This window comes from Paenibacillus sp. J31R122, assembly GCF_056269185.1.
The window spans coordinates 202,102-225,061 of sequence record NZ_JBWDNM010000002.1; the positions used below are offsets into that span (position 1 = coordinate 202,102).

A 22,960-nucleotide genomic window follows, 5' to 3' on the forward strand; every position below is an offset into this window, starting at 1 on the left:
CCACTCGATTTATGGGAGGTCATTGTCATTATAAGGAAGATGATGAAGTTAGGTCTGGGAGATAAGGAAAAGGCCTTTCTCGTTAAGTGGTCAGCTGTTCGCAAAAAAGGAAAGTTTAGATATATTGTTACTAGGGGCAGTCTATGGGGGCTGTTCCTATTTTTCGTTTGGCTCGCCATAACTATCATTGAGATCAACACATCAGAATTCCAAAAATCGTTATACTCGCAAGATATATTTGTTAGAAGATGTCTGACATGGTTAATATGCGAATTAGTAATTGGTTTTGTACTGGCATTTGAGAGTTGGAAAGGGAGAGAAGATAAATTTCATTATTTATCTGAATAGCTCATTTTGTGTGACAACTGTTAGGTCTGAGTAATAAAAAGTATAGGTACAAAACAGCTCAGGTACAAAACAGCCGGCTGCCGACTTTTTGACGTGACAGCTTTTTTTAGCGTTCATGGAAGATCTTGTGGTCAAAAAGCGTCAAGAAGCGCTCAACCTCAAAATCAGTGCTAGATTTCGTGTAATGGTATACCGACGAGCGTTCTAGCACCCAGAGTCCCGATTCGTTATCGGTATACGGTAGCTCGTATTAGTACTCAAAGTACCTATTCGTTAACGGTAGAATGTGAATTTGAAATTTGAATGTATATTGTCCAATCAAACAGCTAAATATTTCGTTTTCTTTGCATTTGAATGGAAAAGATACAATCTAATACGACGCTAGGGACCATTTGAGTACAGAATGGACAATTAGCTTGTATGAAATACAGTCTAGCTCAATCAAATCGTTTTGGATGTGGAATTGATTGTATGATATACAGTCAAATCGATAGCTCCGCCAATTGCTGAAAATAATCTCATATACATAACTTGAAATCTCTGAGTATTGATGGCTAGGAGCTGAAGCGGATTCTATCGTTTTTGGATCAGACTACTAAGATGAGATTCAAGCAGACTGACTATAAATATGAATCCATTCCGTATTCGGTCAATCAAATAGTTTTGAGAGCGGAGGTATTTGATAAGGATGCTGCTGTAGGGGTGTTCTCTGCTACTCTGAGCAATAGTGAAACTATTGAGGCACAAGAGGATGGAAAATGAATGGAAGGGCTGTCTAGTGGCAGCCTTTTAATATATGGTAATATAAAACAAAGTATATTTCGGATTACAATATATGGTAGATGGTGGTCGTGATGTGGCAAGGGTTGGAATATTGTTAATGCTGATTCTATTGTTGCTTTCTGGCTGTGGAATACCCCGGAGTCGAGCGTTTTAAATGTGTTTATTCAGTAAGGGGGAGTTGGAATGAACAAAAAACAAAGGATTAGTTTTAGATCATCAATCATTCTAAATATATTCTTACTTGGTATAGTCATTTGGGGATTGATAAACATTAATTTTGCGAGTAAACAGTTGATCTTCACTGAAGTACAACATAATATGGTTGAATTAGAAGGGTTAATCGCACAACAAAAAGAGAACAATTGGTCGGACCCCAATTTAGTAACAGTTGAATTAGGAGACATTTTAGAAGGAATTTATGTTGGTTTAAGTAATGGGGAATATTTGAAATCTATTTCTAAGGGTGACAAAGAAACCTTGCAAAGATTAGCCTCTAAATTAAGGCAGTATCCACATGATGAACTCTATGAATTTTCTGTTTTGTCTCAAGAAGATAAAAATAGTTTTGAAGAACTGCAAATCAAGCTTCGAGAGGTTGGATTCGGTTTGAGAATTTCGTTTGGAAATGATTGGAACTCTTTTATGGATCAATTAGTAGCATTAGAAGAAAAACTTGAGCTGGCACGTTAATATCTATCAGCTAAACAATCGAAAGCATATTATTTTTATTAATGACTTAAGTCGATTATGTGTAATCATTGATGGTATTAGGAGTTCACAACTAAAAACATTAAAATCAAAAATTAGTTCTACACTTTTGACTTACCTTTTAAGCGAGGGAGTTGAACAAAGGTTAATTGAATTATATATAAATGATGGAGAAGACATGATTGTTTCTAAAACCAATGACAGAAGTGTTCTAGGAACTATGAAAGAAATAACAAGATACTCCAAAGATACACATCTGGGACTAAATGGTAATTTAAATCGAATGAAATGGCTAAATAGATTGATTTATAAACCAATTGATTATAACGAACCTATAAAAGTGTTTAAAGAAGCTATTCAAAACCACTATTCATAAAACGACTTATACAAAATTATTCAAGATTTAGAAATGCAATTAGCAGCAGCTTATTTTATCTCATGCACAGATATTTTGACCTAATAATGGGAGTGGGAAATGCTTGGAAACCAGCAGATGTAGGTTAGTTAAGTTACAAGAAACTGATTTTGAAGATGTGAAAAAAATATATGTTAATGAAGAAGTTAGGAAATATCTTGGTGGAGCAATTGATGAGGAGCATACGTCAAATAAGTTCTTGGATGCATTAGAACGATCCGAAAAGGATTCAAAAACATGGGTTGTTAGACTAAAAAGTAACGATGATCTTATTGGTTTGGTTTCTTTGGATAATCATGTTGATGGCGCAGACATTGAGGTTTCTTATGAGTTCATGCCATATTCGTGGGGCTGCGGGTATGCAACCGAGGTGATTAGTCAGATTATTACTTATACTTTCAATGAGTTATCACTCTCGAAATTAATAGCTGAGACACAAACAGCTAATCTTGCTTCATGTATGTTATTAGAAAGAGTTGGCATGAGATTAGAAAAAACAGTGCTAAGATATGGTGCAGAGCAAGCCATATACAGTAACGTGAAAACTTGAACTGGACCGATTCATTATTCAAATATCTTTAGGAGGACTAAGCAATGAATGTAGTAAACGCAACTAAAGAGGATATAAATGGATGGCTTGAATTGACCTCAGAGGTCGAATACCTGTTTGGTTCTATGGTAGATGACCCAAAATTTATTCAAGCATTAGAGAAAAATATTAATCAAAAAAGCGCATTCTGTGTAAGGCAGAATAATGGTTCACCAGGTTCACAATTACTCGGTGGTGTATTATTTTCTTCAACAAATGCCCCAAGCTATAAGATTGGATGGTTAGCTGTTTCAACCCAAGCAAGACATAAGGGAGTCGCAACTGCAATGCTTAATCATATTCTCACACTTATCGAAGTTCCATCAGATGTATCTGTTACTACATTTGGCGAAGATATTCCAGATGGTCAATCTGCAAGACGGCTCTATCAAAAGTTTGGTTTTATTCCACTAATGGAATCAATTCCGAATGGGCCAGAAGGTGGTTCACGGCAAAAGTTCCAATTGACTATTGGTTAAATTTATATTGGTCGTGAAATGTTTAGTAATTGTAACAACAAGGGGATAGTCGTTAATGGAGACAGTTCTCCAAATCTTCAGACATATTAGCACTGATCACTACTGCATGATAATGTGAGGATCTGAAGTTTTGTTCGTACATAATGGGGCAATATACATAATTCAACTTGCTAGATTTACGAGACCAATTAAAAGAATATACAAGTTGGGTTTATCTTTTTTAGATCAAATTAGATCTAACACGTTAAACAAACGGCTTAATAAAAGGGAAAGCGGGCCATTGGTAAATATTTAACTATATAAGTTCTCTACCAACTGCTCTTGATTGATTAATGATATTCTGAAAAAGCAGATGATAAAGGAGTTGATTTTATGGTTGATGTATTTGCTGTAGCTGATATTATTGTAAATCGTATTAAGACACATTATCCTCAAGATATTGCCATTGTAGGATACTACGGTTCGTATTTGCAGGGAAGGGCCACAGAGCGGTCGGATTTGGACTTTTTTTTCATACCAGCAACGCCCAGAGGAAATGAACTAGAATTACAATTCATAATAGATGGGATTAGTTTTGATTTCTGGCCAATAGGATGGGATCGGGCTAACGGGATGGCAGTATTCGAAGAATGGAACACGACCATTATTGCAGACTGTGAACTATTGTATGCCCGGTCAGAAGAGGACCGTAGGAGATTCATGCGACTTCGTGAAACCGTAGCTACAATGAGTGAGCCATCCAATGCTCTGACATTGATCAATAAATCCGAAGTTGTATTGCGTGATTGCTTTTTCAACTTAAATAATTTTCGACTAGCTGGAAGCTCTATGGATTTGTCCTATTGTCGAATGCTGGCATATGAGATTACAAGTGACATATTTAGATGTCTGGCATTGTTAAACCAAACTTTCTATAAACGAAGTTGGGGCCATTATCGCGAGCAAGTCAATAATTTACCTGTTAAGCCAAGTAATCTGAACCAATACCTCGATACAATTATGTGCAGTGATTCTGTGGTTGAAATCACTCATGCTTGTGATCAACTTGCTACAGACACTATGCATCTTATTTCATCAAAAAAGCATAGTCAGGAAGGCGTTCGCTCCTATAAAAATCAAATGAAGGGTTACTACGAAGAGGAAAGAGGGTTGCTCAATAAACTTTTGACCGCTTGCGAAAAAGGTCATTATGAAACTGCATTTTTCGTTGCCATAGGCGTACAAGATGGGCTAGCTCGAAGATTGTACGCTGCAGAAAAAGGTCTATGGCCTGGCTTATTCGATTTTGGGGAGTATCGAGAGTTTTATAATCGTTTTGGGTATCCGGATCTCACAGCCCTTTTGGATCCAAATGATCTCGAACCGCTGCGGATAGCCGTTCTGAAGATTATCGAGATGTTAGAAAATCAACTTAGGTCGGAAGATGTACAGATGAATAAATTTAGTTCAGTCGAGGAATTTGAGACTTTTATTAATAATAGAGTTTGATTATGGTTTAATCAAACTAACGTGTCATTATAACGCAGTAACCAATAAGAAAAGGCAGCCCATATAAATGACGGCTGCCTTATTCCCGTTATCGAATTGAATAATGTAGAAAGTCCCAGTACCTGACAGAAGACTCTTTCCAGAATGAGTATCTTCATATAGGTTTTTATGGTATATTATGGATATACTCTCCCTCGAGGGGTTGATGCATTTTGGTAAAAAAGAAGCCGTTTGGTTATGGGTCGCTTTCTCTATTCTTCTACTTTCAGGATTCTTAATAAACATGAAATTTGGGAATGATTTTATTGTCAGCCATTCTCTCTTTAAATTAATTGAAATAGATCTATATTCAAACGGAACAGATGGTTTTTATTATCCTCTTTTGTTATCCCTACCATTCTGGTTAGCGGCAGTATTGGTTTCTAGACGGCATGTTAATGACTTCGGCGCAGCTGTGAGTAATAAGATTGGTGAGTTCCTAGTTGCTAAAAGTGTGATTGCTACGATAATTTTTTTAATACTCCCAATTTGGATAAAGTTTTAGTGCGAATCACAAAGTGACAGCATATCCATTCACTTTGGAGGCGCTTAAGAATAGATTTCATTCTTAAAGAGTAAATTTATTTGAATGCTTCTCATTTATGAGCATGTGCTAAGGAGTCCTGCTTATTTAATAAAGCTAATGTTGGAGGCGGAACCATTGAAAACAATCCAAAAGATGTATGAACATTTAAATTGGGCTAATCAACGTATTCTAGAAACCTTGCAAAATGTAGAGATTGAGGACCAAATGTTGCGTATTTTTTCTCATATTTTATATGCTGAACAAGTATGGGTAACTAGATTAAAAGGATTGGACAGTTCTAGAATGCCCATCTGGTCGGATGGTGATATAACAGTCTGTGCAAAACTTGTTAAACAAAATGAAGAAAACTTCAAAACATTTCTCGCTGAAATAGCTAAAACTGACCTTGATAAGTTAATCACATACACAAATAGTAGAGGTGAAGAGTTTATGAGTTCTATACGAGATATTTTAACTCATGTAGCACTTCATGGTCAGTATCATCGAGGACAGATTAACTCGCGACTTCGAGTAGCTGGTATTGAACCTATACCCATTGATTTTATTACCTTTGTTAGATAGATTTTTAGTGCGAATCGAAAATTACATGGTGATATTAGGGACATAGTTAAGTTACCCGGAAACAGTCATCTTGATCACGACCACCTTCATCGATTCGCACAATATCGTAGAGGACCGAAACTTTTCCGTTTCAGTAAGCGTCGCGAGCATCTCAAACACCCTTTCGTTATATATTGTGATGATCCTGTAGTCGAATCGACCATAGTGCTTCCATATTGATTTAATCAAATAAACGTTAGTTGCCTTGCCAAATGATTAATGTGATTGTAGTCCGCCCATAGAATGAAATAGTTGTATGACGTTTCGCCGATTTGGATCGGATGCGGATATTTCTCAATGAGAGCTGATAGCTTTCTCATGTCTTCCGGTTTTCGTATCGTTCTTCGCTTACTTTTTGCCAGTGTGCCGGGTATGGAAAGCGGACGTGGTAGAGCGAATTCGAATACACTTTGGGAGGAAGCTCTGAAATGACAGACGGAGACCATTGCAGTGCAGTGATATGGCCTCCTTCAATAATCTTGACTGGGACCGGATGCCTCAAATCCAGAGTCCAAATTTGACTCGAAGGTTGTTCGTTTTCGCAACCAGACAAGTATGCAATCTGATGCCCATCAGGTGACCAACTGACCGGCGTGTCGAAGCAATTGGAAATCGCCCACGTTAATTGATTTCCGCCGATCCGGCTGTCTGTCTGAATGTACGAGTAATAGCCCCGATCATCAAAGACTGTTGCGCTGTAGGCGATTCCGGTAGCGTTCGGTGCCCATTCGGGAAAATAATTTTTGGCGAGTGGCCCGCCCTCTAACGTATAGGTTTGGCCTGTGGCTAAATCTACCGTTGTGATAATCGAAATACTCGCGCCGGGCGATGTATAGAGCGCAAAGGTTCCGTCAGGAGAAAGCCTAACGTGGTTAAGCGGTCCTTCCGTATTTTGCGTGAATTGCCTTTTTGCCGTTCCATCGATATTCATGCGAAAAAGCTGGCTGATGCCGGCTGCATCCGGCGCTGCGAAGAGAAGCTCCCGCCCGGAATGGAACCACTGGACGTCGCTGGATCCAGGCTGGATGACGCTCCAGCTGGAATGGGTAAATGTATTGTAGATGACGATCCGACCGTTTTTGACATAGCTTAACAATTGACTATTCGGGCACCAATCCAACAGAGTATAAGGCTCGATTTGGTCGATCCGCGCTATTGTTCCCATGCTTAGATCAAGGGAGTAAACGATGTTTTGCTTTCCGATAAATGCTATTTTTCTGCCGTCCGGAGACCAATAAGGAACGGAAAATACTTCTCCTAATCCCTGCGTAAGCGGAATATGGATGGTAGCAAGAGGGCTATACAGCCAAATATCGAAATGTCCGCCGCGATTCGACGTATATGCGATCCATCCGCTGTAGCCTGTCGGACGAGATTCTTCTTTGGAAACGGTATTGAACTGCTGATCAGACACAAACAAATCCCCCTTCATTGCCTTTAAATTAATGTATTCAAACGAAGGAGGATGGGCGACTGTGTGAATAATCAAGGAAGACATTTTTGGAGACACATGGACTGTGTTAGTAAGGATAACAAAACATATTGATAATACGTGGGATACATATGCAGATGTGGCTTTTATAGTTGACGAAGCACCTTGGCAATTACTCGAAACGGGTTATAGCTTTAATCTTTGGTCTGGAAAGGATATTGCAACAGTTACTATTGTGTAAATCTTAATAAAGAGAAATTCTATTAAAGAAACCACTCCAATGTCGGGAGTGGTTTTGTCTTATAGCGGGTCTCGATTGTGATCACATTCTATCCATTTGGCAAGAAGGCTTATCATTCAAACTTCTGCAGATGCTGCGCATCAGCCATCTCTTGATCTATTATGTAAGCTTCCGGCAACAGATTATCTTCTTTTGTGCTTTCCCAATCCTCTTGTATCATCAGATGAACCCACTGGCGTACCGCCTCACTCATTTGGTTAGCCGCTTTCGTCGGCAGCTGGTGCTTTTCGTTGCTGAATGTAACAAGTGTGGCATTGCGAAGTCCCTGCTGTAGTTTTCTACTGTAGCGCGTAAAGCTCCGATCCTTGCCTCCATAGAGCAGAAGGACAGGGGCCTTAATTTTGGAGAGCTGCTTCGTGCAATTATAGTTCAGACTATAACGGTAGTACTGATGAATATTGTGAGCGTTCCCGTTTTTTGTATCATTCAAAAGATTGCGAAAGGTTTGGACACTGTCAGAATTGCCCCATGTTATGCTCAGCATCAGCATGCGGATCACGGACTTCCATCTGGATAATCCGATAGCGAAACGGATACGGTTCCGCAGTTTAAAGTCACTTGCCTCAGACATGGCACTTATTAGAATTCCGCCCAAAAAACGATCCTGATAATTAAGCATGGCTTCTAATGCTATAGCTCCTCCGGTTGAATATCCGCAAACAATGGCTTGCTTAACCTTTAGATGATCCAATAACTGATTAATATCCTCAGCGATCAGCTTATAGGTGATAGGGGTACTTGATGCTTCGCTTCGTCCATGTCCGCGGATATCAAAGGTGATTACCTGAAATTCATCTGACAGTTGCGCCAGCTGGTATTGAAAATTGGCGCTAGTAAGCAGAGGGGGATGGATGAACACAAGGGGGATTCCTTCACCGTTTGTCTGGAAATGAATATTGACTCCGTTAATATTCCCGATTGGCATAAATACTCCCTCCTTTGATTGAGTGCAAAAATTCTAAATTAGTTTTCACATACACTGCCTTAATTTATTCTGACATGGAAGAAAGAATATCTTTTTTACCGCAATAATCATTAGGAAGAGGTAGCAATATTATCAGCTATCACTTCCCTGCTAAGATGGGGTCAGCGGTTTCTTCACCAACACATTTAAACGAAAACGGCACAGAAATGCCGTTTTTTTGATTCCATTTTAAGTATATCTGCGCCTATCACATATTTTTTCTATAACTTCTATGCGGATTAATGGTAAATTAAAGTTGGAAATATTGAAATCCTACTCTTATGCTGAATAACAAGGAACATTAACCTATCCCCGAAGGACTGACCATTAAACTCATCATACTAACCAATAATTATGAAGGTGATTTGGAGGAACTCTAAAATGCTACTAAAAGAAGAAATTAATCTAGAAATCCATCGTCTAGGACATTTGGAAGTTCCAGATATAATGGACCTTATGGTTGACGTAATATCTCGAATCCCTTCACAAGAACAATTTGCGATTGATGATGTAGATTACTTGCAAACCCATGTTCAAGAAAAAGGTGAAATATATGGTGCTTATCTAAATGGGAAACTCGTTGCGTATTCAGTTTTGGCGTTCCCTGGATTAAGTGAAAGTAATCTCGGAATGGAATTTGGGCTGTCAGAGCAAGAATTACCTTATGTTGCAACTCTTGACGCAACGGTAGTTCACGAATCCGTTCGAGGTATGGGTTTACAACGACATTTTCATCAGTTACGTGAAAAACGGGCAAAGGAAAACGGTTATCGATATATTTACTCAACAGTTCATCCAGAGAATCATGCAAGCATTAAAAATTTAGAAGCTGAAGGGTTTATCTTGCAATTTACCCGTCCAATGTACGGTGGGAAACCCAGGCATTGTTACGCAAAACGTATTGGGAGAATAGAATTTGAAATAATCTCAGAATAGATAAACGAAATAGGGGAGTAAATGGTGAAAAGAAAATACGGAGATCTAGCACATTGGAGAGGGATCCTTCAGAAAACGTACAGGCAAATGTACATTGAAGAAGTTGATTTCATTGGGCATGTAACACTTGTAGTATTTGATAAAGTAAAGGAACACATAACTTTTAAAGTGGCTGAGTATGATGATTTTATTATTGTTGCAAATGGATTTTCATGGTTGAAGTATTTTCCAAAAGATGCCCATCACGCAATGACGGCAGTTATAAATGAAGAAGGAAAGATTGTGCAATGGTATTTTGACATTACATTATCCAATGGTCTGACTGAAGATGGAGTACCTTACTTTGATGATCTCTATTTGGATGTAGTTGTATTGCCTAACAAGGAAATATATATATTAGATGAGGAAGAATTATTACAGGCATTGACTGCGAGAAAAATAACTGAGGCCGACTATTATTTGGCAAATACAGAGTTGAATAGATTACATATGACTTTAACACAAGGCAGCAATGATTTATTACAGAGATGGGAAACTGATTTTAGAGCATTATTTTCTCTTATTTAGTTAGAGATTTCATGTTGATGTGAGCCGGGAATTTGAAGATGGAAGGGGGAGATTATTTTGGGAGAAGGATTAATTAAATTCCATAACCTCCATTTACCCAATGAGGTGCGAGTGTTTCATATTCCCAAATCTAATATACGAGTGTGGAATGAAAGAGTAATGGTTTACGAAGTTAAAATTGATGATATGATCGGTGGAAATCTTACTTTTAGGCATTATTCATTTTATGATAATTGGTTTGAAATAAACATTACTCTTGATGCAAATGGTAAATCGATTACTGAACCAGGACCTTTTGATTGGAGTTTTAATTGTGATATATGTACGCCATGTTTTAGTTTAGGAACTAATTTCTTTAATATAGATTTGGAACTAGACATCTTAGTTAGTAATGATGGAAAAGAATATGTAGTTATAGACGAAGACGATTTTGATCATGTAATTAGTCAGATACACATCACGGAAAACGAACGTAATGGGGCAAGGAAAGGGCTTGAAAACTTAATTGAATTGATTTCATCAGGAAATCTAATAGCATTTTTGGAGGATACTTGTTCTTTCAACGAATTAATCAGTTTAGCCGACCCAATCCCATCTAATATATTGCAATTATCTGAAGTACCTATACTAAATGTGCCTGAAAGAGAAAGTAATTATGGTAAAAAATACTAGAGTTAAGAAGTAATTCAGCGAGAATATAGAGAGGGTGCTCAAATATGAATGTGTTAGATGCATTGCCAGAGTTATAATGGAATTAAGACGATCTAGCATAACAGTAAATAATCTATACCTAATGGCTTCGCCCTTTGTTTTCAAGGGGCGAAGCCATTAGACGTTTTTAGGGTTTATAACGGACAGCTCGCTATAGGCGGTTTTATGGAAAAGTAAGAAAACGGAAAAGCAAAGAAAGCATAAACTAAAGGATTTTGGTGATAAGCGCCACAAGCTAATAACTGATTTTATTCAGAAGGCTAGAGAGGTTGCTCCGGAAATTGCATTTGCTTCTTTATTAGGTTATGGTGCAACAATTTCCTTCATGATAATATGGAATGAAATTACAACATGAGATGAATCTATGACATTATCCTGAAATAGCAAAGAAAGGTCAACCCTATCTAAAGCCAAGAAAGGATGAGGAATATGAAGTTTAATTTCAAATATATCAAAAGTAAGATAAATTTCTCCATATTCACCAAGCTTGTTTTTTCTTTTTTAATCGTTATTATCCCTTTGTATGTTGTGACCTTAGCTATGAACAGAATGGGTTATGAACAGAATGAATTAGAAATTTCTAAATCTCTTTCGCTTAAATTAAAAGCGTATATGGATGCATTTGAATACGAGATTCAGAGATTATCGGATTTAGAACTGGATTATGTTATTGATACGGATTTGCTGCTGTTAAGCTCAGCAGGTGTCGGATTGACTGACTACGAGCGAAACCACGCAGTCCAGAATCTGCAGAAGCGGCTGCAAATTATGAAATCTTCCAGTATGTATATTAAAGATACGAGTATCTATATTCCCTTAATGAATCGGACAATTAATACTTTCAAATATCAAACAGAAGTGAATGCGGATGAGTTTGCTCAGTTCCAATCTAAAAATGGGAGGATCTCTATTGTATTTTTGGATAAACGATTATTTTTAAGTTTGCCTTACCAAGGTCTGCCGGCAGGTGGGAAACAGAAGACAGACTTTATAGTCGTTATTGAAATATCTACGGAACAAATCAGAAAGACTATGAATGCAGCACTAACTGTGGAAGGAGGCGGTGCCCTTCTATCCTATTCCAAATCAGGTGAAATCATCGTGAATGATGCTAACGAGGGTGATCTGCCTGCTTTAAAAACCAGCATCCAAAGACTGCAGCAATCTGGAACGAATTCATATATCGACTTGGTTTCCAGTCAAAATCGGAAATTGCTGACTGCTATTGAATACTCGTCATATTTGGATACTACCCTTGTGGCCTATGTCCCTCAAGAAAGCATCCTGGCTCCGTTAAGACAATACGAAAGCTGGTTTTTATATTTTTCCATCCTATCTATTATGGTCATCATCGTCTTTTCTTTTTGGATTTACCGTCAGGTACATAGGCCTTTGGTGAAGCTCATTTTTGCTTTTCGAAAGGTGGAGGAGGGGAATTTCACCTCTGTAATCCTGCACAAATCCCGCGATGAATTTGGCTATTTGTATCAAGCCTTTGACAACATGATGAAGCGGTTGACGATTTTGATCAGCGAGGTGTATGACCAGAAAATCAAAATTCAGCAATCTGAATTGAAAAGGCTGCAAGCGCAAATCAATCCTCATTTTTTGTTTAACAATCATTTCATCCTGGCACGACTAATTAAATATCAGGACTACGAAAATGCCGAGAGGTTTGCAGCTTATATGGGCGAATACCTGCAGTTTATTACTAGAGATGCCCAGAATGAAATCAGTATGGAACAGGAGGTCAAGCATGCAAGGACTTACGTGGATATCCAAACCTTTTGTTTTGATTCCCGTGTCGAGGTGCAATTTGATACACTGCCTTCCCGGATGAATGCGCTCCTTGTGCCGAGATTTATTATGCAGCCGATCATAGAGAATTCGTATAAGTATGTTTTTGAAAACAAGCTTTCCGCAGGGGTACTGCGAATAGGGTTCAGGTTAGACAATGGGCAAGTCATCGTTCAAATTGAGGATAATGGCGAAGGTATAGATGAGCCCCAACTGGAATTCTTAAACCGGCGTCTCTCCGCACAGGGGGTAGATGCATTAATGGAAAGCACCGGGTTGATCAACATACACCAGCGCATCCAAATCAAATTTGGATCAGAATCAGGGCTTTATTTTTCGAAAAGCGATCTAGGCGGTTTGAAAGTAGAAGTAAGGCTGCACGGAATAGGAACAGAGACTGGAGGAGAATAAGATGTATCGGATGCTCATTGTAGATGACGTTTCCATTATAGTAGATAGCTTGTTTGAGCTTTTTGTAGAGCTGCCGCACATGGAGCTGGAATTATTTAAATCGTATTCTGGAGTTGATGCGTTAGAGGTGCTGAAGCGTACCAAGATCGACATCGTCCTGACAGATATCAAGATGCCGATAATCACTGGGCTGGAAATGCTGGGTCAAATCCGCAAGCAGTGGCCGAGATGTAAGGTTATTTTTCTCACGAGTTATAATGATTTCGATTATGTCCAGGAGGCTATAGCATCCGGGGGATTCGATTATCTCTTGAAAACCGGGGGTGATCCTGCTATTATCCAATCCGTTGAAAAGGCCATAGCAGCACTTAAAGAAGAAAGGGCTATGGAGCATTTAATCGGCAAAACTCAGCAGCAGTTAAAGGCTTCCCTACCCGCATTGCAGAAGGAGTTTCTATGGGAGCTTGTACAAGGTAAGAAAATGTCTACTTCAGTGCTGGAAACCGCCTTTGAGGATATGAATATCCCTCTGTCTGTGGGGAAACCGGTAACCCTCTTAATCGGTCGAGTGGATAACTGGAAGTCAACGTTGAATCCATCGGATAAAGCCTTAATTCTTTACGCTATTCAAAATATTGTCCTAGAGTATTTATCCGAAACTGTAGAGCTGGTTCACGTTCCCTTTGATCAATCGAAAATATTATGGTTCATTCAAGCCGCTGAAGTTGCGCAAGAGCATAGACCGGGAACTGCGAGTATAGACAGCTTTGAAAGCATAGAAAGTACCTTCCGTTTTCTAATGGGTACACTTGAATCGATTCAAGCCTCCTGCAGAGAAATATTGCAGGTTCCGGTATCCTTTATTCTTAGCAGCTTGCCTGCTGCCTGGCACGAAACAGCGGATCATTTCCAGCAATTGAAGATGAAGATGAGCTGGGGACTTGGGCTGCGTAACGAAATGCTGTTAACGGATTCCAGTCCAATGGACGGAACCGAAAGGAGGGCAGCAAACCTGGGCCCCACGGCAGGTAAGCCGATTCCTTTTAATCAAATAGGCGCTTTGTCTCAATACTTGGATAACAATCAGAAGGGTGAATTTTTTGAATTGTTTGATGAGATGATGGGGACTATTTCCGGTGAATCCTCCGCGATTCAGGAAAGGCTCGCTGTATATTACGGATTAGCATCCATCTTTTTATCATATATAAGCCGTTGGAGTGTGAATTTGAATACATCGGAGCAAAAGGATCTGCGGCTCGACAAGCTATCCGCCAAGCCGGAGCCGGATGACTGGAACGAAACCGTTCGGCATTTGACAAGACTGGCACAGTGGATTTTCGATCATAAGAAGGAAGAGCAGACCGATCAAGCACAGGCCATCATCTTCAAAATACATAGCTTTATCCAGGCTAATCTGGACGGCGATATTTCGTTGACGCGGTTAGCTGACCTTGTCGCATTAAACCCTTCGTATCTATCACGTTTATACAAAGAAATTACTGGCGTAGTACTGTCTGATTACATATCGGAAATTCGTATCCAAACCGCCACTAGATTATTGCGAGAGAATGTGCTGAAAGTTCATGAAATCGCCGTGCTTCTCGGTTATAACTCGACATTCGCTTTCACACGATTTTTCAAAAGTCATATGAATATGGTTCCTCAGGAATACAGGCAATCGCTTGATCCACAGTCAAAGTAAAGAAGTGTTGTGTTGATGTCAAGGAAAGTGCCTAGAACGATTGAAACCGTATCCATTACAATAAAGTTGTAGGGAATGAAAGACTACACTATAAAAGCTTGAGAGGGGAATGAGCAATTTGAAAGAAAAAAGGTTACTGGTCATTGTATTGGCATTCATGATGGTTCTAACGTCTGCATGCAGTTCAGCGGAGAAAAAGGCAGAGCCGAGTCCGTCCGAGCAATCTAGTACTGTAGAAGGTGGAACGAATACCGAAAGTCCGACACCCGAAGATCAAGAAACCATCGATCCGATGGGCAAGTATGACCCTCCGATTGAAATGACTACGGTCGCTGGCATAAATCCAGGTGTTGTTTGGAACCCGGGCGAAGATATTGATAATAATGCGGTATACGATGCTTATGAAGAAGACTTGGGCATTAAATTGAAGAATAAATGGGCAGTAGATGGTGCTCAGTATGACTCCAAGATGAAGATTACGATTGCTTCAAACGACTTGCCCGACTTTATGATGGTCTCGCGAGCAGATATGGATCAGCTCATTGAGTCCGATATGATTATGGATTTAACAGAAGTTTATGAGAAATATGCGACCCCTGAGACAAAGAAGTTCCTGACTAATGATGGCGGGGCCCAACTGGATTCAGCAAAAGTGAATGGGAAGCTAATGGCCATTCCTAAAACAGATGGTCCTTTTGTAAATGCCCAGATGTTATATGTTCGGAAAGATTGGTTGAAAAAGCTGAATTTACCTGAACCGAAAACGATGGATGATGTTCTGAAAATATCCGAAGCGTTTACGACTATGGATCCGGACGGGAACAATAAGGCGGATACAATCGGGATTTCCGTACAGAAAGTGTTTAATCTGGGAGGGGATCAGTCGCTGCTGGGTATCTTCAACGGCTACCACACATATCCCGGAACATGGATTAAGAAAGAATCCGGTGAAGTGGAGTATGGAAGTATTCAACCCGAGGTTAAAACCGTATTAAAGCAGCTGCAGGATATGTTTAAGGCTGGACAGCTTGATAAGGAGTTTATTGTCAAGGATAGTGCCAAAGCTGCTGAAAGGATCGTGTTGAATCAAGCGGGTATGACGTTTGGACCCTTCTGGATGCCTTCTTATCCTCTCAAGGGGGCTGCAGTTAAAGATGGACAGGTCGTTCAAGATTGGGGCATATATCCACTTCCTTCCATAGACGATCAACAAGCGCTGAATCCCATTGATCTGGGTGTCTCAGGATATTTTGTAGTCTCGAAGAAAGCTGAACATCCGGAAGCGGTTATAAAAATGCTAAATCGTTGGGTGCTGGCCATGACCAGAGGCGACGAGAAGGAAGATATAAATAGATATAGTCAAGGGAAGTTGAAAGATAAACCTCAGGCCTATTATACGTTAAACCCGGTTTTGGTATATGGTCAAGATACACAGATTCGTGCCGGGGAGATGCTGCCAAAGGCATTAAAAGCGAAGGATCCATCTATTTTAAATAACGATCAAAAGTATGGTTATGATGAAGCCGTAGCATTCGAAGCGGGAGATACTGACAAGTATGGAGGTTATATGGCGTTTAAGGAAGGTGGTTCACAACCTATGCTCTTCAAATATTTCCAAGAGGATGGGTACTTGTTAAATGCATATACGGGTGCTCCGACGCCGACTATGATCGGCCGCTGGACTACCTTAACTACAAAGGAATATGAAGTATTCTCGAAGATCATTACAAATGGCGCCTCTATTGATGAATTTGATAAGTTTGTTGAGCAGTGGAAAACGCTTGGCGGAGCTGAAATTACAAAAGAAATCAATGAATCGCTAAACAAAAATAAATAAAAAAGACAGGATTGAGAAGGGGAGAGGAGGGGCTATATTGTCTGCCAATTCATTTGAATTTGATCCGATTGTTCCTTATATGTTCATAGGTCAGAAGAAAGAAGAAATGCTGCAGCACCTTCGCGAGCTGAAGGAAACGGCCGGTATTCGAAGATATATTCTTGTCTTTCCTTCTTTCGACGGGGAGTCGAAAGGTCCGCAAGCGCACTATGCCTACGAGCAGTTTGGCGATTTGCTCAAGGAAGTACGGGAAAGCGTGGCTGTCGACGGAATTGAAGTCGGTTGGTGGTGCGCGCCCAGCTTAGAGATGGGACCGGAGCAGGAAAATGGCGCCGAGCATCCTTATCAGAAAATCGTGGGCATAGACGGCGCCGCGTCAAGGACGGCTCATTGCCCCTTGGATCGAAATTTCATCAAGCTGTTCGGAAGCTATGTTCAAACGGTCGTGAAGAGGGGAGCTCCTCCTTATATCTTCTTCGAAGACGATTACAGGGTGAGCAATCACGATGTGGTGCAATACGGCTGCTTCTGTCCGTTGCATATGGAACGCTTCTCGGAGCGGATAGGGAAAACCATGTCCAGGGCGGAATTGGAGGCTGCTTTCCGTCGAGGAGACGAGCAGTCGGCACAATTGCGCAAATCTTGGGCGATTCTCATGAAGGACTCTCTGGTAGAGCTTGCCGGTGCATTGCGTCTTGCGGTTGACGAGATTGCTCCGCAAACGCGAATGGCACTTTGTCAGCCGGGGACCTGTGACTTTGACGGGGATTTTACGGAAGCCGTCGCAAGAGCGTTCGCCGGCAGTACGAAGCCGTTTATCCGCGTCTTCGGCTGTGAATATAATAGCGACATTGCAAGTAGCTTCCCTGCCCAAACCTTCCATTTCTTATATTCCAAGCAAACGCTTGGAGATGATCTAGAGATCATCCATGAATCGGATACCTTTCCGCATTCCCGGTTTTTCTCCTCGGCTGCAAAGCTGCGCTCATTAATCACATTAGCCATGTTCTACGGACTGGATGGTTCGTTGACTTATGTGACCCAATATACGGATGGTCCCCTTGAAGAGGACGGTTACTACTCCATGGTTGGGGCAAGTAGAGAGTTCTTCTCAGAGCTGAGACGTTCAGTGACAGATTACCGCTTGGTAGGCCCTCGTGTAATGTATCGTCCGCATGCCCATATCCATCGACCGATTGTTGGGGCTAGCGTTCCTCTTGTTGTTGCATCCCCATGGGCATCCGTGCTCGGCAAGTTCGGGATTCCATACTCTATCAAGTCGGAGGAGGGAGCTGATCTTGTGTGCGGCGAGGACGTTCTTGACTTGAATGGAGAGGAAATTGTCGAACTCTTAAGCGGTGGCGTTTTCCTCGATGGCTTGGCTGCTTTCTACCTTTGTGAGAAAGGATATGGCGATTTATTGGGAGTCGAGATTGCGGAAGTGGATAGCGCCACCAGTCATGCGATTTGCCAAGAAACATTAACGGTCCTTAATCCATGGCGGGAGCATACGCAAGGCTCCAGAATGTATTTTACGGACTTAACGATTACAACCTTTCAGCGTTCCAATGTATTCCGACTAGATAACCTAAGCAAATCCGTCCAGATATTGTCGGAATTTATAGATGAATTTGGACAAGTCGTTGCAGCTGCTACCGTTCTGTTTACGAACCGCTTAGGCGGCCGAGTGGCGATCAATGCGTTTAACTTAGCTATAAACACTTTGGCGTCGATTTACAATTACAAACGGAAGGAGCAGTTTAGGGGAATTATCGAATGGTTAAGCGGGACTAACTTGCCGGTTTATGCGGAAAAGGCTCCGAATGTTTTTGTCAGCGCACAGGAGCATAAGGAATCGGGGGACAAGATCGTTGCTGTCTTTAACATGAGTCTAGATCCGCTTAAGCAAGTCGATCTTCTAATCGACGATAGTTGGAAGAAGGATTATGTATATCGTTTGCATGAGGATGGGTATTGGGAAATTCAAAGCTCGGCGCGGTGGGAGCAGTTGGAGGGCAAATTCAGATTAACGGTACCTGGGGCTAATGCGACTTTGCAGCCGCTTATACTGAAGTTCTCGAATTTAAATATTAGCTTCTCGGAATGAGCTTGGGGTTAATGGGCTGAAGAGCAGGAGAAAGTTAATTTGGTGGAACGAGGAAACCCTTGTTCCGCCTGCCTCGGCGAATGCCGAGAGGTCATAGCAGGTGAGGAGGATGGTATAGTGCTTGAAAGATGGAAAAACCAATTGCCGCTACAATTGATGGTATTACCGGCGATAATTATAGTGTTTATTTACAATTATGTACCAATGGCAGGCTTAACAATGGCCTTCCAAAAATTTAATCCTGCTAAGGGATTTTTCCATTCCACATGGCTTGGATTAGAAAACTACCGTTTTGTATTGTCGATGCCTGATACGTATCGTGTCATTTATAATACGATATACATCGCGTCTATGAAAATGACTGCTGGGTTTATTGTGCCCATTATCTTTGCTTTATTATTAAATGAGGTTCGCAATAGGCTTGTAAAGCGAGTGTTTCAGACCATGGTCTATTTGCCGCATTTTTTATCATGGGTCATTCTTGCTGGTATTATGGTAGATATTCTTTCCCCTTCCACCGGTGTCGTTAACCAAATATTATCCTTATTTGGAATTGAGCCTGTATTCTTTTTGGCCAGCAACGACTGGTTTCCATTTGTGCTGGTTATATCCGATGTCTGGAAGGAATTCGGATTTGGAACAATTATCTATTTGGCAGCACTGACAAGCATCGATCCGTCCCTCTATGAAGCGGCTGAAATCGATGGAGCCAGTCGGTGGAAGCAGACATGGCATATTTCGTTACCGGGTATAACGCCTATTATCGTGGTAATCGGAACGTTAAGTCTTGGAAATATATTAAATGCAGGATTTGAACAAATTTTCAATTTATATAATCCGCTTGTATATGAAAGCGGTGATGTGCTCGATACCCTTGTATATCGAGTCGGGTTAGAACAAGCACAATATGGGGTTGCGACTGCAGTCGGTCTATTCAAATCCATTGTGAGCCTTGGACTTACTGCCATTGCTTATATTCTCGCTTACCGATTTGCGAACTATCGGATTTTTTGAAAAGTGTGGTGATTAACCTGGAGTATTCTCGAGATTGGAAAAGTCTATCCTTTCGTTGGGCTAATATTATCTTTTTGCTAATCGTATCTCTGCTTTGCCTGTTTCCGATTATTCATATTTTATCTATTTCATTAAGCTCATCTAGTGCTGCAGCAGCGGGCTCGGTTATATTATGGCCTGTAGAATTCACCTTTTCTTCTTATGAATATGTGTTTACGCAAAAGCCATTTCTTACTGCTTTCGGAGTTTCATTGGAGCGTGTGCTGTTGGGTACCACTATTAATTTTGTGCTTACTATCCTTACCGCATATCCGCTTTCTAAAGACAATAGAGTGTTTTTAGGCAGAACCGTAGTTGCATGGTACTTTGTTTTTGCGGGATTTTTTGGCGCTGGCCTAATTCCTTTCTATATGACCGTGAAAGCAACGGGTTTACTAGATACAATCTGGGCGCTTGTTATTCCAGGTGCAGTGCCCGTCGGCAGTGTGATCTTAGTGATGCATTTCTTTCGTGGATTGCCGAAGGAATTGGAGGAATCGGCCAAGCTCGATGGAGCAGGGCAAATAAGAATTCTTTGGAAAATATTCGTACCATTATCGATGCCCGTAATAATGACAGTCACGTTATTTACCGTAGTAGGACATTGGAACAGTTGGTTTGATGGATTGATATTCATGAACAGTACGGATAAATACCCGTTGCAGACATTTTTGCAAACGCTGATTATTAAAAAGGATGTACGGTTTTCTTCCGTTCAAGAAGCAGCGACTATGGCACTGATTTCGGATCGAACCGTCCACTCCGCACAAATATTCGTTGCGTCATTTCCGATCCTAATGGTGTACCCATTCATGCAAAAATATTTCCTTAAAGGTATTGTGGTGGGGAGCGTAAAAGGGTGACGCCATCTGCTCCCACATAACAAGCGCTGGTGGACTATACGGTAGAGACGATTCAGTCGCTTTGGGATGAAAGTTAAGGAACAAAATGACTGGAGGCAGAACGATGGGGAATTATCCAACGAAAGTACAATATATTTTACGCCCGGGCTATCAGATGGTACGCGACGATACGCTGTGGAATCCGTTCATGGATTATGCTAAAGCGATCCGTGCGGATGCGGTAATGCCTTTTAATTTGCATATAGAAGCCAATCATCCCGATCTGCAAAGCCTAAGGGATCGCCTTCCCATGTTTAAAGCACGGTTTGCAGAGGTGCGTGCAGCAGGCATGAGTCCGCAGATTAACTATTATACAACAATGGGACATAGCCAATTGCTGCCTGAATCGCATGCGGAGAAGTTTACCAACATTATGGATGGATACGGCAATCAGCCCAGTGGTTGTCCGTGTCCGTTATGTCCGGATTTTCGCTCCTATATGTGCGAAGCCTACGCGCTGTTCGCCTCACTAGACATCGATGCCATGTGGATTGATGACGATTTTCGCTTGTCGGGGCGGTCCGGCGCAGTGACCTTTCAATGCTTTTGTGAGCTGCATATGAAAGCCTTTGAAGAACGAACAGGCCAAGCTTACAGCAAAGAGCAAATCATGGATTTGCTGCTCAAGTTTCCAGAAGAATGTAACGAATCTGAAATCGCTCTGCGCTCCAATTGGAGAACATTCCAGGAAGAAGGGCTTGTCGGTCTGGCAAGCGAGATTCGTGAAGCTTGTTACGCTGTTAATTCAAAGATTGTAATGGGCATCATGACGAATTCCATCGAGTCGGTTCTGTATAACGCCCGCGATACGAATGCCGAAATTCGTGCGCTCCGTACATCTGAACAAGCGGAGCCTTGGGTGAGGGTCGGAGGAGGCGCGTATACTGATAATAATTTGCTGGATCTTCTTAGCCGCACGCATTCATTCGACATTCTGGCTTCTATGATTACAGAGCCTTGTCGACTAAGTTCAGAGATTGAAAATTTTCCTTGGACAATTGGCGGCAAGTCAGCGCGCGGCTTAAATCTGGAGCTGTATCTGCTAACAGCAACGATTGGAGGTAATTTAACGCTTTCCATCAATGATACGTTTTTTGGGTTTGATGATGTCTCTGGTAACATTCGGAGAACACTCGGCCCATTGAAAAATTATTTGCAAGCGGTCAGCGATGCCGTGCAGGGCAAATCAAGACGGGGGGCTTCGCTTCCTTTTCCATCTAATCCAGAGGTTACCGCACGTTATGATTTAAAAAAGGAGCAAGGGTTTCCGATGAATTTTCAAATGTCTCAAATCGGCATTCCGCTTGCCCCGACCGATCAAAGCCCAACATTGATTTCGCTGAGAGAGGCCATTGCTTTTTCAGAGCAGGAGATCCTGTCCTGGGTGATGAAAGGAGCGGTTTTGACATCTGAAGCGTACTATCACCTAAGGGAGTATAGAGGCATGTTGGAGGATTGTCCGATCCGTGTAGAAAAAGGGGATGACATTCCACAATCTTACTTGGTGTTCGAAAAAGTCCATACGCCTCGCGCCCCGGAATGGTTAAAAGACAAGGATATGGTGTCATGGGTCTGGATACCCGTTCATACTGAATATCAGATCATTTCAGATCCTGGTGCGGAAGTGTGGTCTGCGCTTTATGACAACTTGGGAGCGATGAGGACTGCAGGTGTCGTGGTGAGTGAACACCCCTATAGGATTGCGGTTGTTGCCCATGAAGGAAGTATGCTGAAGGAAACCGGTCTGCAATGGCTGTATCAGCAAATCATCGCCTATGTGTTTGGAGGAGAATATCCAGCGATGGTTGAACTGGGGGTGAATATGTACCCGGTGTGGTGGGAAGAGGACAAACAAGCCAAAGAAGCGATCTTGGGTTTAACGAATTTTAGCTTGGAGTCGTATCCTTCGCTCGATCTATGGATTCCGACGGAACGAAAGCTGTCCAGCTTGGAAATACTTTCACGCGAAGGAATATGGAAAGAAGCGCAATATACGGCGACAGAGCATCCGAACGGCGGTATTCGTCTGACTCTGCAAGGAAGCAGTGTTCCTGAACACGTTTCGTTCGAGACGTTCCGGGTGAAGTTTATATAATATAAAGTCCTTTGCTCCATAAATATATTGAATGTACCAAGAAACCTCTCCTTTATTAATGGTTGCTCGACACTTCCATTCAACAAAGGGGGGTTCTTTTTGTACTTCTCTAGAATTTTCTTACTTAAATCGATAAAAAAGAGGAGACA

Annotated in this window: 20 protein-coding genes; 18 read left to right on the plus strand and 2 right to left on the minus strand. The window is 41.2% G+C overall.

What is annotated here, in order from left to right; genetic code table 11:
- Positions 1-930 precede the first annotated feature (930 nt).
- The 8 genes from AC0YN7_RS04035 (at position 931) to AC0YN7_RS04070 (ending at position 5,957) form a co-directional block, all read left to right on the plus strand.
- Positions 931-1,110 carry a hypothetical protein gene (locus AC0YN7_RS04035; protein WP_475808671.1) on the plus strand — a complete coding sequence of 60 codons (180 nt, stop codon included), beginning with the start codon at positions 931-933 and terminating at the stop codon, positions 1,108-1,110.
- Positions 1,111-1,314: 204 nt separating this feature from the next.
- Complete coding sequence (locus tag AC0YN7_RS04040; protein WP_475808672.1) at positions 1,315-1,821, plus strand: hypothetical protein; 507 nt, start codon at positions 1,315-1,317, stop codon at positions 1,819-1,821.
- Positions 1,805-2,215 (plus strand): DUF6933 domain-containing protein, encoded by a 411-nt coding sequence (locus tag AC0YN7_RS04045; RefSeq protein ID WP_475808673.1) that lies wholly within the window; start codon positions 1,805-1,807, stop codon positions 2,213-2,215. The genes AC0YN7_RS04040 and AC0YN7_RS04045 overlap by 17 nt, the downstream gene beginning before the upstream one ends.
- A gap of 103 nt (positions 2,216-2,318) precedes the next feature.
- Complete coding sequence (locus AC0YN7_RS04050; protein WP_475808674.1) at positions 2,319-2,804, plus strand: GNAT family N-acetyltransferase; 486 nt, start codon at positions 2,319-2,321, stop codon at positions 2,802-2,804.
- Positions 2,805-2,848: 44 nt separating this feature from the next.
- Positions 2,849-3,322: a GNAT family N-acetyltransferase gene (locus tag AC0YN7_RS04055; protein WP_475808675.1), complete on the plus strand. Its 474-nt coding sequence runs from the start codon at positions 2,849-2,851 to the stop codon at positions 3,320-3,322.
- Between the two features lie 372 nt (positions 3,323-3,694).
- On the plus strand, positions 3,695-4,810 hold the full coding sequence (locus AC0YN7_RS04060; protein ID WP_475808676.1) for a nucleotidyltransferase domain-containing protein: 1,116 nt from the start codon (positions 3,695-3,697) through the stop codon (positions 4,808-4,810).
- A 205-nt stretch (positions 4,811-5,015) separates the two neighbouring features.
- A complete protein-coding gene (locus AC0YN7_RS04065; protein ID WP_475808677.1) occupies positions 5,016-5,354 on the plus strand; it encodes a hypothetical protein in 339 nt (112 codons plus the stop codon).
- 156 nt (positions 5,355-5,510) lie between these two features.
- Entirely contained in the window at positions 5,511-5,957 is a 447-nt protein-coding gene (locus tag AC0YN7_RS04070; protein ID WP_475808678.1) for a DinB family protein, read from the plus strand.
- Between the two features lie 355 nt (positions 5,958-6,312).
- On the opposite strand, the gene AC0YN7_RS04075 is transcribed toward AC0YN7_RS04070, so the two are convergent.
- Both AC0YN7_RS04075 and AC0YN7_RS04080 read right to left on the minus strand, forming a co-directional pair.
- Positions 6,313-7,410 carry a hypothetical protein gene (locus AC0YN7_RS04075; RefSeq protein WP_475808679.1) on the minus strand — a complete coding sequence of 366 codons (1,098 nt, stop codon included), beginning with the start codon at positions 7,408-7,410 and terminating at the stop codon, positions 6,313-6,315.
- Positions 7,411-7,781: 371 nt separating this feature from the next.
- Complete coding sequence (locus AC0YN7_RS04080) at positions 7,782-8,654, minus strand: alpha/beta fold hydrolase (protein ID WP_475808680.1); 873 nt, start codon at positions 8,652-8,654, stop codon at positions 7,782-7,784.
- A gap of 420 nt (positions 8,655-9,074) precedes the next feature.
- Between AC0YN7_RS04080 and AC0YN7_RS04085 the strand changes: the two genes are divergently transcribed.
- The 10 genes from AC0YN7_RS04085 to AC0YN7_RS04130 all read left to right on the plus strand — a co-directional run bounded on the left by AC0YN7_RS04085 (position 9,075) and on the right by AC0YN7_RS04130 (position 22,811).
- On the plus strand, positions 9,075-9,629 hold the full coding sequence (locus tag AC0YN7_RS04085) for a GNAT family N-acetyltransferase (RefSeq protein ID WP_475808681.1): 555 nt from the start codon (positions 9,075-9,077) through the stop codon (positions 9,627-9,629).
- Between the two features lie 21 nt (positions 9,630-9,650).
- Complete coding sequence (locus AC0YN7_RS04090; protein WP_475808682.1) at positions 9,651-10,196, plus strand: ribonuclease FAU-1 family protein; 546 nt, start codon at positions 9,651-9,653, stop codon at positions 10,194-10,196.
- Between the two features lie 57 nt (positions 10,197-10,253).
- Complete coding sequence (locus tag AC0YN7_RS04095; RefSeq protein WP_475808683.1) at positions 10,254-10,868, plus strand: DUF402 domain-containing protein; 615 nt, start codon at positions 10,254-10,256, stop codon at positions 10,866-10,868.
- A 468-nt stretch (positions 10,869-11,336) separates the two neighbouring features.
- Positions 11,337-13,115, plus strand: a complete 1,779-nt coding sequence (locus tag AC0YN7_RS04100; RefSeq protein ID WP_475808684.1) for a sensor histidine kinase — start codon at positions 11,337-11,339, stop codon at positions 13,113-13,115.
- Position 13,116: 1 nt separating this feature from the next.
- Positions 13,117-14,817 (plus strand): response regulator, encoded by a 1,701-nt coding sequence (locus AC0YN7_RS04105; RefSeq protein WP_475808685.1) that lies wholly within the window; start codon positions 13,117-13,119, stop codon positions 14,815-14,817.
- A 118-nt stretch (positions 14,818-14,935) separates the two neighbouring features.
- A complete protein-coding gene (locus AC0YN7_RS04110) occupies positions 14,936-16,654 on the plus strand; it encodes an extracellular solute-binding protein (protein WP_475808686.1) in 1,719 nt (572 codons plus the stop codon).
- A gap of 37 nt (positions 16,655-16,691) precedes the next feature.
- On the plus strand, positions 16,692-18,761 hold the full coding sequence (locus AC0YN7_RS04115; protein WP_475808687.1) for a hypothetical protein: 2,070 nt from the start codon (positions 16,692-16,694) through the stop codon (positions 18,759-18,761).
- Between the two features lie 114 nt (positions 18,762-18,875).
- Positions 18,876-19,775: an ABC transporter permease gene (locus AC0YN7_RS04120; protein WP_475809104.1), complete on the plus strand. Its 900-nt coding sequence runs from the start codon at positions 18,876-18,878 to the stop codon at positions 19,773-19,775.
- Between the two features lie 5 nt (positions 19,776-19,780).
- On the plus strand, positions 19,781-20,677 hold the full coding sequence (locus AC0YN7_RS04125; RefSeq protein WP_475808688.1) for a carbohydrate ABC transporter permease: 897 nt from the start codon (positions 19,781-19,783) through the stop codon (positions 20,675-20,677).
- A gap of 103 nt (positions 20,678-20,780) precedes the next feature.
- Entirely contained in the window at positions 20,781-22,811 is a 2,031-nt protein-coding gene (locus tag AC0YN7_RS04130; RefSeq protein WP_475808689.1) for a hypothetical protein, read from the plus strand.
- The last annotated feature ends 149 nt before the right edge of the window (positions 22,812-22,960 follow it).